The sequence below is a fragment of the Mesorhizobium sp. M0292 genome, assembly GCF_040321695.1.
Lineage (GTDB): Bacteria > Pseudomonadota > Alphaproteobacteria > Rhizobiales > Rhizobiaceae > Mesorhizobium.
Map to the genome: position 1 here is coordinate 117287 of NZ_JAMYSB010000014.1, position 14228 is coordinate 131514.

At 56.6% G+C, this 14228-nt stretch carries 9 protein-coding genes and 1 pseudogene; 3 read left to right on the forward strand and 7 right to left on the reverse strand.

Features of this window, described 5'->3' with window-relative positions:
* Positions 1-218: 218 nt before the first annotated feature.
* Positions 219-425 carry a non-canonical purine NTP pyrophosphatase gene (locus NKI96_RS21430; RefSeq protein WP_352806073.1) on the reverse strand — a complete coding sequence of 69 codons (207 nt, stop codon included), beginning with the start codon at positions 423-425 and terminating at the stop codon, positions 219-221.
* An 890-nt stretch (positions 426-1315) separates the two neighbouring features.
* On the opposite strand from NKI96_RS21430, the gene NKI96_RS21435 reads away from it, so the two are divergent.
* Positions 1316-1891, forward strand: a complete 576-nt coding sequence (locus NKI96_RS21435; RefSeq protein WP_352806010.1) for a hypothetical protein — start codon at positions 1316-1318, stop codon at positions 1889-1891.
* 51 nt (positions 1892-1942) lie between these two features.
* On the opposite strand, the gene NKI96_RS21440 is transcribed toward NKI96_RS21435, so the two are convergent.
* The gene (locus NKI96_RS21440; RefSeq protein ID WP_352806012.1) at positions 1943-2461 is read right to left on the reverse strand and encodes a hypothetical protein; all 519 of its coding nucleotides are present in this window, start codon (positions 2459-2461) and stop codon (positions 1943-1945) included.
* Positions 2462-3495: 1034 nt separating this feature from the next.
* Here NKI96_RS21440 and NKI96_RS21445 point away from each other — a divergent pair.
* The gene (locus NKI96_RS21445) at positions 3496-3756 is read left to right on the forward strand and encodes a hypothetical protein (RefSeq protein ID WP_352806014.1); all 261 of its coding nucleotides are present in this window, start codon (positions 3496-3498) and stop codon (positions 3754-3756) included.
* 184 nt (positions 3757-3940) lie between these two features.
* On the opposite strand, the gene NKI96_RS21450 is transcribed toward NKI96_RS21445, so the two are convergent.
* The 3 genes from NKI96_RS21450 to NKI96_RS21460 form a co-directional block, all read right to left on the reverse strand.
* A complete protein-coding gene (locus NKI96_RS21450) occupies positions 3941-4786 on the reverse strand; it encodes a hypothetical protein (protein WP_352806016.1) in 846 nt (281 codons plus the stop codon).
* A gap of 16 nt (positions 4787-4802) precedes the next feature.
* Positions 4803-5015 carry a YodC family protein gene (locus NKI96_RS21455; protein WP_352806018.1) on the reverse strand — a complete coding sequence of 71 codons (213 nt, stop codon included), beginning with the start codon at positions 5013-5015 and terminating at the stop codon, positions 4803-4805.
* Between the two features lie 159 nt (positions 5016-5174).
* A complete protein-coding gene (locus NKI96_RS21460) occupies positions 5175-5915 on the reverse strand; it encodes a DUF3761 domain-containing protein (protein ID WP_352806020.1) in 741 nt (246 codons plus the stop codon).
* Positions 5916-6913: 998 nt separating this feature from the next.
* On the opposite strand from NKI96_RS21460, the gene NKI96_RS21465 reads away from it, so the two are divergent.
* Complete coding sequence (locus NKI96_RS21465) at positions 6914-11539, forward strand: NACHT domain-containing protein (protein ID WP_352806022.1); 4626 nt, start codon at positions 6914-6916, stop codon at positions 11537-11539.
* A gap of 114 nt (positions 11540-11653) precedes the next feature.
* Here NKI96_RS21465 and NKI96_RS32540 read toward each other — a convergent pair.
* A pseudogene (locus NKI96_RS32540) lies at positions 11654-11875 on the reverse strand (IS110 family transposase); the annotation flags it as partial.
* A 754-nt stretch (positions 11876-12629) separates the two neighbouring features.
* Positions 12630-14159 carry an IS66 family transposase gene (gene tnpC, locus NKI96_RS21470; protein WP_352806025.1) on the reverse strand — a complete coding sequence of 510 codons (1530 nt, stop codon included), beginning with the start codon at positions 14157-14159 and terminating at the stop codon, positions 12630-12632.
* Positions 14160-14228 lie beyond the last annotated feature (69 nt).

The following is a 14228-nucleotide window of genomic DNA, read 5'->3' on the forward strand; positions in this document are numbered from 1 at the left end:
ACTCCTCTCTGAGTCAAGTTCAATGACTGGGAAGGGGCCGCTTCCAGTCTGTCCGGTTTCGGTTGTAGTATTCGGTAAGCGGACACGCCGGTCGAATTCGCTCCAAGGTTTCGCAAAAGTGCTTGGCTAGCGGGAAGCTGCAAGCTTTCATATGGCCGAGCGAACGATGAGATGTCGTCACTCGATTTCGAGGCCGAGAAGCCGCATTCCGCGACTACTCAATCAAATAAGCCGTTACAGTTCTGTGTCGCCAGAAAGCTTGCGAAAGCGCTGATGGCCTTCGTAGACTGCGACATGGCGAGTTGCTTTTGGAGGCCGCCAGGCTGATCGCTCATCTCGGCGTATGTCATCCCGCCACCGTCGTCGGGGCAGAAAACGACATCCCAGTAGAACTCCCTAGATCCTCGCGGCGCGCGTGCGATAATCCCAGTCGTTTCACCTACGAATGTATGAGTCTATTTCCCGTCGCAATAACCAACAACGGCACGCGCAATGGCGCGCTCGCCCTCACACCCGGTTCGTGCGAGAAAGCCGTCCGGCTCGAGAGCGTCCCACATCGGCTGCGTCAGTCCGCCAAGGAAGCCTTCATGCTGGTTTTTTTCGAGGATAAGGCCGGCATGTTCGATGATACAGGGGGCTAGGATGTCCTGTAGGCAGATCTTGCCTTATGCCGTACCATTGCGCTGAGATCGATCTCAAGCGGTTCTTCCGTGGGAATGCGGGAGACCTTAAATTCAATCAGCTCGCCGATGCTCCTGTCGATCCTTTTAAGGTCGACAAACGTTCGCTCACGCGAAATTATGTCGAGCTCTTCGTTCTTAACTGCGCTGCGCGCCGCATAATATATAGTTCGCCGTCTCATGATGCGATCTGTTCCCTAGGAGGTCATTGATGCCGCTGGCGTCGGCGATCGCGAAGCTTGCTGCTTTGAGCATGGAAATGGATTTTATTTGATAAGTTCCGGCCGTCTGGGCCAATGCGAGACTGAGTGGCACAGGGGGATTGAGCGGCTTTGTCCTCGGTCCCAATCGGCCTTTGTACCGCTCCCGATGCGACATGATGGTGGGGTTGTGGTCGGTTTTTGCCTGTAACGGCTATCCGACCCTTGTCTGCTTCCCGTTCCGGTTACACAAAACGGTTTTGGCAACAGACGCGCTGGGTAACGCCATTGTACCCCGCAAAATCGCATCGCTAACTCAGATGCCGCTATAAACGCCTCACACCGGCTCAGACGGAAGGAAAGTCGATTACTCCCCCTATTGTAGCACGCACGGAAAGGAATAATCATGTGCTTGTTGATATGAAGGGGGAAACCATGATCTTTGCCGATGACACTGAAAAAAAAGATATTCCGAAGCAGATCTCGATGAAAGTTCAAACAATTCTTGGAGCATATCTAGGCGCAATCCTCACATGTGCAGGAGGCATCTCGGCTTGGTTTTTCATTCGGTCCGGTCCTTCCGTTTCAGATGATAGAATGTTTGCTGTAAATGCCGGTGTATTATTTGTATGTGCGTTGACGATATTTTACGGAGCTCGCATGATGGCGGGGTCTGTTGCAGTAAGAAAAGATGTTATCCCTCCAGCAGATCGAGACTTACTGGTACCTCTAATCTCTGAAGGGAACGAAAAGGCAATAGATCAATATGTGCGACTGAGCAGTCTAACTGGCGGCACAGGTCTTGCCACAAAACTCGGACTGACTGGATTGCCGCTGCTGACTGTTGCTCTAACGCTGATATTTTCAGGCCTCGAACTGTACAAACCAGGCAGCGGATTTATGGACCTTACAAAGCTGACACTGGGAGCCTTTATCGGCTCATTCGTGCAGCGAGCAGCAACTACTCAATCAGCCGGCATTCCTGCAGGCCGCACATCGCCGGTGGCGTAATTCCATTTGTACCACGCCTGAAGACGCGCAATGGTAGAGGTGGGGATGGCTCTAAGGGACATGTATATCAACGGTATTTGAAACCTCACTGCCACATTTCAAGTATGCTGCGTTCTTTAGTTTTAGCCCTCCGTCGATTCTCGCAAATTCGTCAGGGTCGATGTCAATTTCGTCAAGGTCTGTAGCGTTGCCTTGATGGTCAGTGAATACGCGGTACGTAAGCTCGTTACGACTGTGCTGGATGTATCTTGCCAGATCAATGGGTATTCCGGCCGAATAGACTACGGGGGGCAGGACAAAGACCAGTTCACATTTTGACGCGAGAATGCCCCATTTTTTTTGAACGGTAAACGTAACGGTGAAGAAACTAGCGCTGTTGTCGCCAAGAACTTCCCGCGCAACAGGATCGGAAATTGCCAAATCAAGCGGTCCAATACCAAAAACAGAATTGGAAAAGTCCACTATCTTTTCGATATTTCCTAGGAATAGCGTCAACGCGCCAACGGCACCGATTGTTAGGCTAACCAACTTGAAGACCTTGGATGAGGTGGAAGTTGGACCTTTCGCCATACGATGTTCCCGCAAAGCATATTCTTGGAGGCTAGTCAGGAGGGGACAAATGCTCGGGCTTGTCAATTGCTGTATAGTGTGAGGGAAAAGAAACTCCACGCGAGCCGGATTATCCATAAACGAAAACAGGCCCCCGAAGGAGCCTGCTAATTTGCTGATAAACCGGCGTCGGCTTTCCCGATGTTCCCTATTATCCCTGGTAAACCTTATGGCTCGGCGCTAACCGAACAAGTGACAGGTCCGGTGGGCTTGCTTCAAAATGTGTAGCAAGCCGGGGGAAGACCATGATTCTTGTGGGAATTTGACCCGACCGTGAATTCGAGAGCCTAAAATCAAGTGGGACGAACGATTGGCGAAGGGACTACAAGGCACGTCTTCGGTGTTGTTGGCGAGAGCGATGTGGTCATCAAACGGAGCAAGATGCCGTTCCACCAGGGCAACCATGTCGAGTGGATCGCCTGCGGATTGTGAGGGCGTTAGCGGCAGGGGCCCGGCTTACGTCTCGTGCCCCTTCGAATGCCACGCTGAAGATAGCTACGGCTTGAACCGTGACGGAAGCAGAATAGCCTGCGAACCGTCGCCCAAGCGCTGAGCCCAACTTCAAAGGCAAGAAGCCTCCTTACACCGCCTGTACGCCCAACGGCCAGCCGCGTGGATGGTTCGAAGCCGGCGTTCGCGGCTTATCGCAGGTGGTTAGCGATCGAGCCGGCAAAGCCTGCAGCGGAGCTTACCTCGGCCCCGCCGATGTCCGGTTGGGTTAGGGCCTGGTCCCGGACCTTCGCGCCGAAGTCTCACGTGTCCGGTTGCGTGCTGGGTAACCTAGCAGCGGAGAGTCTGTTGTCGGCCCAACGCCGTCAGCATGGCTGCTTGGCACGCTGCCATTCGGCGCCGGCCCGGCATGCTGCTGATCCACTACAACAGCCGCCATGTCATGGAAAGATCATTACACCAGGCAAGGTGAAAATCCCGCCGCAGACAATGATCAATGGCAGTGTGCATGCCGGCCTGGACGTCGCGCTCGGCGACCTCCGAGAATGGCACACGCTTCGAGCCTGTGCACCAAATGTTCGCATCAAGCCGAGGTGAAACCTGCCGGGCTGATCCGGCGGTATGGCAAGGGCGCGCTGTCAGCTCGGTCGAGAGGGCGCTATTCTGCACCCGTTGCGATCGAGGCGGCCCGGTACGGTTGGAATCCACAAGCTGCCACCAAATTGAAAAAGGCCGCCCGTTTGGCTCGGGCGACCTCGCTTCCTGCGGACTATTACGATCTCTACTTTTTCTTCTTCACCCGCTGAGTAAGTGCCGATGCTGCAACTGATTTGACCGCCTTCGACGAGCTCTTGGAACGGAGCAACTTTGATGCCGCGGAAGCGACCTTTTTGCTGGTAGTCTCGTTTGCTTCCTTCGCCATGTATTCACCCCTCCCGTTGGAACACCATACAGTACGCGCACCGTGCGACGTAAGATCAACGGCCCAGTTCAGCTGTCCCCAACTTTCGTCGGTTCTGCGGGATCAGCAGACTCCTGGAATTCGATCTTTGCAACGATTTCCGTCATGGCGTAGTGCACGAATTGCTGGCCAAGATCTGTCAGTTCGTAAGGCTCAACCTCATCAAAAGCCGACTTTGCGGTGCGGGGGGCATGTCCGGGCCGTGATTTTTTGACGGGCGGCTTTCTCAGAAAATTTCCCGCGTAGTCGGTCTGTCTCACCTGCCGGATCACCCCGCCGGTGCTCAGGTCACGAACAAGCATCTTGAACAAATCCGCTTCCGCTGAATCTTCTCTGACGTCGGGTTTCGACAGATTGTCCCAAATTCCGCCTCGAGTGATGCCCGAATTGCGATAAATTTCCCCGATAACTTCGAAGTGAAAATCGGAATACAGATTGATCCAGTCGATAAACAGACGGACGACATCGTCGGACGTAGTTTTGGCGGCTGCAGCGTTTGCGAGGATATTCCGGATCCGCTGTCGCTTGTATTCGGTGTCAATCGACGACCAATTGCGGAACGCCTTCTTCATGAGGGCCTGGTATTCGGGAGACTCCACCCGCTCTCTGATTGTCTCGTCTTTCATATCGAGCCGGGCGACGATCTCTGCGATCGTCTTTCCCTTTTCTCGGAGCTCGTCCTCCAGCATCTGGAGCCATTGCCTCAGGATATTGGTGACATCCTCCTGCTCCTTTTCCGACCAGTAGCCAACGCCAGCCGAAATCAATCCACCGACGAAGGGGATGGAACCGGCAAGTGCATTGATCGCCGCTCGCGCTGCCTTCTTCTTGCCGTCAGGCTCCAGGTCGCCTTTGTCGATTTTGTCTATTTCCATCGGAACACTACCAAGGTCACCCGCGCATAGCGCGGCCGGATAAACTCGACGACGTGGGCTCTTCGTATTTTTCCAACGCGACAAATGCGAATGATTCTTGATGCCGTCGCGCTCCGTCAAACCACTCGCAAATCGCCTCTCCGGTCATGCTCTTACCGGTGAAAATCATCTTCGTTCCGCCAGTCCGGTGCGCTACCTCGTCGCCGACCGCAAAATCACCCTCAGTCATTGTTGCTCCATTCCGCCGAATCGCTGCCTGCACTGTAGCCTGCGCTTCCGTTGCCCGGCTCGCTACTGGATATGGCCGGCGTCCCCGCAATCCACAGTGGGCCCGTGGCAATGCCAACACGAATGCACGACACCTTGTCACGACGATCGGCCGATACCGTCATCTGTTGCGCTTTCGATACGATCGACTCTTGCCGAGATGGCTCGAGTTCCCGCGGCGCTCGCTACGCAACTTCGCCTTCGCCAGCTCGGCCGCTATGTAGGCGGCTGACTCCTTGGTCGCTTGTCGCGTTTGTTCTCGCAATCGTGCCAATTCTTCTGGCTCAAGGGCGGCGGTCGCCGAGCCGAATCCTGCAGTTGGCAGCGGCCCTGTCTTCGCAACGGCAGGTTTGATATTCATAATCTCATTGCAGGACGGATAGCGGCTGCAGCCCCAGAAGTCCCGGCCGCCATACCTGCCTCGATGGGCCATTCGCAGCTTCATTTCGGCAGCGCAAACTGGGCATGCCAGCCAGCCGCTCTGCTTGAGCACGGACTGCATTCCTTCTTGCCCCGAAACCTCACTTGAGATTTTTGGACGAGATGGCGGCTCCTCCGGTTGGGGTACATAGACGGGCCCCCACTCTTCGACAGGAGTCGCCGTCTCGCTCCATTTCGCTCTAAGGGCGCTCCAAGCGAAGCCGGCAGCAACGCCAAGCGCGATTGTCGCAGGCAGGACCCAATTGCCATGGTCGAGGCCACCAACGCCGCCATGCCAGGAGCAGGCGCCGCGGCGGCCGATCGACATCGAATGCCATCCGTCCTTGCAGACGTCGACACCGACGAACGGCGATAGGCCAATCCTCGAGACGATGAACGTCAGAAAGCACACTGCAATTGGGTGACCTGCAACGGCCCTCATTGCCTATCCATCACAGGCGCACCCTGGGGCCTTATGGCACCGTTTCTCCCTCGAGATGCAGCTATCGCCGCAAGCCTTGCCGGCCGAACAGGTCTTGCAGCATCCCTCAACCGGGATGGTTGACCACGGTAGCGGTGCCTCCGGGCGCCGAACGATGGACGCCGGATCGGCCGGCATGAGAATGCCGGCGACCGCTAACGCGGCGATAACCCGAAACATGAGAGCTCCCCCCAAGGAACGGGGATCAAAGCACCGGAGGCTGTGTGAGTCGAGTGGTTCGCAAGCTTGATTAACGCTCACCCGTTGTCTCACGGCGGCGGGGCGGGCCCGCCATCCCTCAAGCGGCGTGCTAACTTGTTGAAACCCACGACGCGACATCACGGTCGTACCGCCAAGTTGCCATGGGGCCTCCACTTGCGGGATAGCCTTCAATGCAGATCTCAGCATGAGTGTGCTTCGCCGCGGTTCGTTCCGCATGGCGTTTGGCCTCCAACAGGTCGAGGAAGTATTTGGTTGCTGGATCCGGGTGGCTGTCGATAAGTATGACGTAGCGCATTCCCTGACCTTTCATGTTGCGCCGCATATCGCATGGACTTGCCAATAGTGGCAGGAAATCGTTGGAAATCAACGGAAGCTGATTGCAACGCAACGCGACATGATATTGACCATCCTGAAAGACGGCACGCGGCGTAGTCGAAATTTTCTATTTTGAGGAAGAGGTTGGTCGATGCCTCCGAAGGGCAGAGGACACCGGTTCAAGCCCTGTCGGGTGCGCCATTTTAGCCATGAATAACAGGGCGTTAGCCGGCCGCATTTTGAGACGCAATCGTACGGAAGCGCTACGAAAGCACAAATTCTACACACCATCTGTGGAAAAGTGTTGCTGGAGTCTGATCCGGGATGAAAAGCCCCGATGGGGAGCACCTTCTCGGATGGATAGGATGCCTTGCATTGTAAGAATCAATGCAGATATCTATTCCGAAATATTGGCGTGAAAGATGAAGAAAATGGTTAGCCGAAAGAAGCGCGGGGCAACGAAAAGGCCGCCAGATGAAGAAATTCTGCTTCGGCATCTGCAAAGCATAGGAGACGGTGAATTCGAGAATCTTGTAGGCGAAGCGCTGTCAGAAATCTGTGGGAGACGCTTCTTTTGTTCGCGAAGCGGAAGCCAGTACGGTGGTGACGGAAGTGCACGAGGTCCATTTGAAACGGTTTTCGAGGCTAAGCTTTATCGAGACACTACCTCTTTAAATCAGCGCAATGTCCTCGGTGGCTTCGTTGAAGCGACCCATCGTGAGCCGAAACCCGATCTCTGGGTGCTCGCCGCCAGCCGCCCTGTTCCAGAGCAACTTGAACGAGCACTCCGCCGCGAGGCGGAAGAAAAAGCAATCGGCCTTCTCACGCTCGACGCTCCGCCCTTGGGCGGATCAGACCTTGTCCAACTGATTGCTATGGCGCCAAAGGCGGCTGCCCTGCGGCTTCAGGCAGAAGCCCAGGCGGCGATCGACCGCCTTAGACAGGAGGCAAATTTTTCTGGGAGGGCTCTTGAGCTTCGCCAAAAACTCTCGGGACCCGATTTCACGCTTGCGACGTTGCGTGCGGCAGTCGAAGCCTGGTGGCGCGAGACGATGTCGGAACCTCAGAAACTGGTCCTTCGCCTGAGGGCTAGACCCGCCCCTGGACGGTTAGGTGACCCGTGGGCCGAGTTCGTTCGCCGTGATGTCGTCGATGCTAACAGCGCAAGCATTAAGGCCGCGGCGACAAAGGGAAATCCCTGCTTTTTTGTCGGCGACGAAGGAGTTGGTAAGACTCTCTCCGCCCTTCATTGGCTTTTGGAGAATGCCTCTGAGACCCTCTTGCTTCCGGTTACCAAAGCGGTTTCCGTTTCGAAAGACCCCATAACACTCATGAGTTGCGCGCTCAGCATGATGTTGGGTCGCTCCCCTGCGGAATGGGTCAAGAAAGCCGAGATGTTGCTCAGGTATGACGATATCCAAGACCCTATCGTGACACTTTTCCTGGACGGTCTCAACGAACGACGAAAGAGCGATTGGACGGAGTTATTGACTCGACTGCAAGACGAACCCTATCGCCAGCGCGTTCGTGTTCTTGCTACATGTCGTCCCTATGCGTTCGAGCACGATTTCAATGAGTTTGTTGGACTAAGCCAAAAACCGCAAGTTGTCCGTATAGGCCTCTTCACAGACCCGGAACTCGACCGAGGTCTTAAGAACCACAAAATTCGCCGGTCCTCTTTATCCGATGAAATGACGGAATTGCTACGCCGTCCAAGACTTTTCGATCTAGCACTCCGATATCGTGAAGAGCTTGAAAAACTGGGCGAGTTCACGCCAGCTCGCCTTTATTGGGAGGACTGGAAAGACCGCCTGGCACGAAACCGTGACATCCTTGCGGAACCCGATTTCAAGGAAGCACTTCGGCAAGTTGCAAAGGCAATCGATAAGGCATCGCCGAATCCTTCGCGAATAGCGACGGCTGACCTACATCACGCGGTCCGGAACGCAAACCCATTTGCGGACAATCCAGAGCGCGTCTTGCAAACCCTTACGGAACTGGTTGACGGCGGGCTTGCCGAACGGTCCGGGGAAGATACCCGTCTGACATTGTCATTCGCGGCATTTGCACTTGGCTGGGATCTCTGGCGCCGAGCGCTAGAACTTCCTGCGGATTGGACGATTGGACAGATTGTCAGTGAAGTTCGAAGCTGGATAGAGCCGTGGGGCGGGGCCTCATTCGATTGTGAAGTGCTTCGAGTTGCCAGTTGGGCCGCCGCATTGGCGGTCGGTAGGAGAGCAGCCCAAGCGGCGATATTCGCCCTTTGGCTCGATAGGCCAAACCTTTCCGAGGAACACGAAGACGACATGCTTGCGATTTCGCGGCGCATAAACACAGCTCTTGTGGATGTCGCTGAATACGTCTGGTTCGCAGGTGACGCAGAGGCGTCCGAACGCCTTGCTTATATTATTAGACCCCTCACTGGTACGAGCGAATTGAGGGTAGCACTGATTGAGCGTGCTCGTCATTGGGCTGGCTTGGTCGGTCTAATGGAGTGGCCATTCTTGGGGCAAACAGACGACCGGTCTGCTTTGCGTGAAAAGCGACTTGAGCGATTGCGCAAACGCCTCGGCGATCGCTTGGTTTTGGATGAACCGTTCAAAGAGGCCGATGAAACTCTTACCATAGCAGATGGCGAAGAGCCTGATGGATCGCACGCCTTTGGCTACGCCGTCAGCGTTCTTGCTTTTCATAGACGTGATGACCTGATGCCTTTGATAAGGGCTTGGTCCATAGCCGGGTCTGTTCGGTACGGAGACCATGACGATAAATATATCGCAGCGCTGCTGCGCGGTGCCGAACCCTCCGAGATCGCCCTAGTCGATCAAGCGTTGTCACAAGCGCAATCTTTCACCTTGGGCAATGACATTCTGATGGCGTATGCCGCAGGTTCACTTGGATGGGCAATTGGGACGCCTCAGGCCATGACCGTCGTTGCAGACGCCTTTGACAAATCTGGGCTTAGAGAAGAACGACAAGAGTTAATCAAAACGATTTCAGTATGGGAAAGACCTGCAACCGTCGAGGAAGCCATTCAGAAGGTCACCGACGAAACCGAAAAACCTCATGTTCGCTTGTCATATGCGCGGGACTGGCTACTCCATCCTGAGATGAGACTACCGGAAAGCCTTGTTCGCGAGGCCACGGATTTTGCAAGAAATCTCGACCTTAAGGCAATCTATCAATCAAGGGGCCACACTTCCGAATCCCTTGCATTGGAGCATTGGATGCCCGTTTTGGCCCGAGCAGCGTGCGATGATAGAGCAGGCATTACGCGCCGACTTTCGGGTCACGTCGCGGCCGGCCAAGTGTCGGCTGAAAGAGCCCTGTTTGTTATCATCAGGGAAATGTCAGTACTCGATGCAGCCGACCTTGTGCCGCTTGTGTCGATACCTGGGGACGATCTGGATAGCGCGAACCTGCGAATGGCGGCCCAATTTTTGTTGGCAAAGGACGGCGACGAGCAGATTAGCCTGCTCCTGAACCTGGAACCGTCGCAAGTTATCTATCGTGATTTGGCGCTGACGTTCAGCATTCCGAGTCCCACCGGGCTCGATGGATTGGCGAAAGCTATTCATGGCGGCCTCGAACGAAATCGGTTGCGAAGTGCGCTCTTTTTGGTGGCTGCCACGGGTGTGGATTTGACCAGTGCCCTGCGCACTGAATTGCTGGAGCGCCTGAGACAACCATCTCCGCATTGCCGAGCGCCCGAATTGGAGATTTTGGCTAAATCCGATGCGCCTGCGGCAGCAGCCGAGTTGATCGCCTTGGACTGGACTGTGGGGAATGCCCGAGACGATGATGAAGCCTTCTGGGGAAGTTTGGTTCTCGCAAAGGCGTCGCTTTCCCTCAATGAGGTGGTTCGGCGTCTTCATCCTCGCCATCTTGTGCGCGCCGCCGAGAATACAAAGGATGGGCCAGCGGTGATCAGTGCCATTTTGATTGCCAAACTGCGGTCAGTCTTGGACGCAGAGAAGCGACCATTGCCGGCGACTTCCATTTCCAATTTAGCAACCGACGACACTCAACTGGAAACTCGAAGTGTCACGCTTCAGCACGGTCTCGAGAAATCGGCTCTCACGCCGGCCGAGCGATTTCGATTGGGCTTCGATGCCGATGCTCGCCAAGAAATCATTGACCAAGCAATTGAGGCTGTTCAGCGTTCGGATCAATCGACCCTTGCAAGCGGCAGGCGGCGTCCCGACTGGACCATTCCGAGCGCTGGCGTTGAAACACTCTGGACCGCAGAGCCGACCGCCTTTGAGGGTATTGCGGATTTCCTCTCGGTTCAGTCTGCTGACAATCTCAATCAACTCGCTGTCCATGAGCCTGGTCTCCTATACCCCATGGTCTCCGTTGGACTCAAATGCGATCCAATTCGTTTTGCCTCGATATGGCGTAACCTCCTGTCTACGAGACATCATACTGTTTATCGAACGAGCCTCGGCTCTGACTGGCTTCTCACCATGCCTTTCGCGTGCACGAGCCCCGAGGGGTGGACACTTCAGATTGAAGCGTTCGACTTCTGTGAAAACGACCGCGAGTTACTCGATTGCAGCCTGCACGCAGAGGCTCCAGACCTCCAGCAGCGATTGATCGGTTGGACTATTTCTGAAGCCCAATCACCCTCCATCTGGAGACGGGGGCGGGCTATGATTGTTCGGGGCTATCTGGGCCTTTCGTCGCCGCGCGTCGAAGACCTAGAGCGCCTGGACGTACAGGCGTCTTGGCTCGGAAATATCTGGCGCTATGCCGAAGGATGGAGGGAGCGCCGCCGCTCAATTATTTATTGGCTGGAGCAGTTCAGTTCGGCCGACAATGGCATAGCCGCGTCAGCGGATTTTGAACTCCTCAAGAGCAGTGCTGACCGCCGCGTCTGGCGGATGCTTGATGGATGTAAGCTGAGCGATCATTCTCAGATCATGTTCGAGCGACAGCGCTCTGAACTTAAGCGAGCGATAGAGAAACGCGAAAAGGATATGGGGGAGAAATTCCTCGACCAAAAGCTTGTCGACGGCCTCTGGCCTCGCAATACGAAGCTGAATTGAAGCATCCGAACGCGGTTCAGATGAACCAAACGAACTCCGTTCGCGCGTTTCGCAAGATGTGTGCGCGCGTAATACGCCTTTTCCGCACCTCCTTGGCAAGGGGGTCGCTGCGCACCCCCCCGAATTCAACGAGGCCTTTGGTACGAAGCGCATGGTGGGCCGCTGCACAGCCTCGGCAATGGCCTCGGCGTCGCGGGAGTCATTCTTCTGCCTTTTCCGGAAGGGTTTGGCGTACTGTCCCGGGATCAGCCGAACGTCATGTCCGAAGGCTCCCAGTCGACGGCCAATGTGGTGTGCGCCGGCACAGGCTTCGACGCCCACCAGGCACGGCGCGAGGGTTGGTCATATACCGATCCAGTCGTTCACGCGTCAGTTCTCTCGCATGATCACTTTCCCATGCGCATCCACTCCGATGAGGGAGAAGCTGTATTTGCCGAGATCCATACATACCGATCGTAGCGGCACTTTCGTCATGCCGAGTGATGTCAGTCATGGCGTGCTCCTTCACGATTGCACTTCTACAGCGTTGCCGTCGCGTCGACAGAGCGCGTCCGGTCCATACCATTATCTGGAGCGGCGGCACATTCTACGTCGGCGATGCGGCTGCGGGTGAGGGCGCCGCCGAGCGGCGCGCCCGTGTCAAGGACCGCAAGCTGCTGGGAGCGCATCGATGAGCGGTTCGACGTCAAATGAAACGCATGGCGGCGGCACGATGACGGACGCCATCTGAACAAGGAGATCCGCCCCGGCGGATCAGGACCGATGCAGACCAGGAACGACGGAACGCACGTTATCCTGCCTGCGGTCGCGCCGATCGACAGACGGCAGGACCGCGCTCGATTGCCTGTGACGATGCTCCGTCAGTCCGATGGAAAAGTACGCCACGATGGTTCGAGCGCTGCACTCGTGCCAGCCAAAACAGCCCGTCGCAGAGCGCGGAAGATTGCACGGCGCATCGGAACTCGACGCCCGAAAGCGGTATCGTAGCGCAGAGAATAGAGTCGTATGTTATCGCATCCTGAAGGAGGAACGACGGTAGTTGCAAAGCATCGCCAAACACAACCGTAAGCGTCCGGTCGTTGCACGTCGCTCAACTCTTGACAGAGTTTCCGACTTTCCAAGCCCAGGGCAGGAGTTCATCGAGCCAGTTTACCGGGTGACCGTCGACCATGCGAATGAGAACATCGCGCAGCCAGGCATACGGCTCGACGTCGTTGAGCTTGCAGGTTTCGATCAACGAGCACAGCACCGCCCATCGATGGCCGCCGCCGTCGCTTCCCGCGAAGAGATGGTTCTTGCGGCCAAGCGCGACAGGTCTGATCGCGCGCTCGACCGGGTTGGTGTCGAGTTCGATGCGGCCGTCGTGCAGGAAGCGGGTCAGGCCGTCCCAGCGCGAGAGCGCATAGCGGGCGGCTTCGGCAAGCGTGCTGCGAGCTGGCAACAGCGGCAGCTGCGTTTCGAGCCAGACCCGCATGGCGTCGACGATTGGTTTGGAGCGGCTGTGCCTGGATGCAAGCCGATGGCCCGGCGATTGACCCCGAACGTCGGCTTCGACGGCATAGAGTTCGCCGATCCGTCGCAAGGCCTCCACCGCGATCGGCGCGCTGGTGGCCTGCGCAACGTCGTAGAACTTGCGCCGTGTATGGCTCCAGCAGGCAGCCAGAACGATATCTCCCTTACCGGTAAGGCGCTCGAACCCGGCATAGCCATCGACATGCAGAACGCCCTTGAAGTGCTCGAGATGCGAGACGGGACGCTCGGCTTTGCGATCCGGCGCAAACAGATAGACCGCGGCCGGTGGCTCTGGTCCGCCCCATGGCCTCTGCTCGCGGGCGTATACCCACAGCCTTCCTGTCTTGGTGCGGCCGCGGCCAGGATCGAGCACCGGGACCGGTGTGTCATCGGCAAAAAGATGGTTCGAGGCGAAGACGCTTTTGGCGAGCCGCTCGTGCAGGGCTTCCAGCCACCAGCAGGCGCCGCCGACCCAGCCCGCGAGTGTCGAACGCGGAAGCTCGACGCCATTGCGGGCGAAGATCTGCGACTGCCGATAGAGCGGCGTGTGATCGCAATATTTGCTGACCAGCACCTGAGCAAGCAACGCCGGCGTCGCCAGACCGCCGGCGATCGGCCGCTCCGGCGCGGGCGCCTGCATCACCGTCTCGCAGACCCGGCATGCATATTTTGGCCGCGTCGTCCTGATCACGCGGAGCTGCGCTGGAACCCAATCCAGCATCTCGCTGACGCTCTCGCCGATGGCATGCAGCGCACCACCGCAGCACGCGCAGATCATGTTGTCGACATCGACCAGAACGTCCTCGCGCGGCAGATGATCGGGCAGCGGCTTGCGACGCGACGGCCGCTCAGTCGACGGCTTGCCGACGAACTGATGGCTCTCCTGGATGCGTGCGATGTCAGCGTCGAGTTCTTCCAACGCGAGTGCAAGCTGATCGGGATCGAGGCGCTCGGAGCTGCGGCCGAACTGCGCCCGCTGGAGCTTTTTGATGATCGACTGAAGCCACTCGATCTCGCCGTCGCGGCTCTCGACCGCAGCCGCCATGTCGCGCACGAGACGTTGAAGAAGAGCTGGATCGGATGGCAGGTTTTCGAGATCGACCAACATGATCGATTCTATCACAAACAGCACCGGGACCCAAGGATTCCGGGCTTCTTCGCGACAATAGAAGTGCCG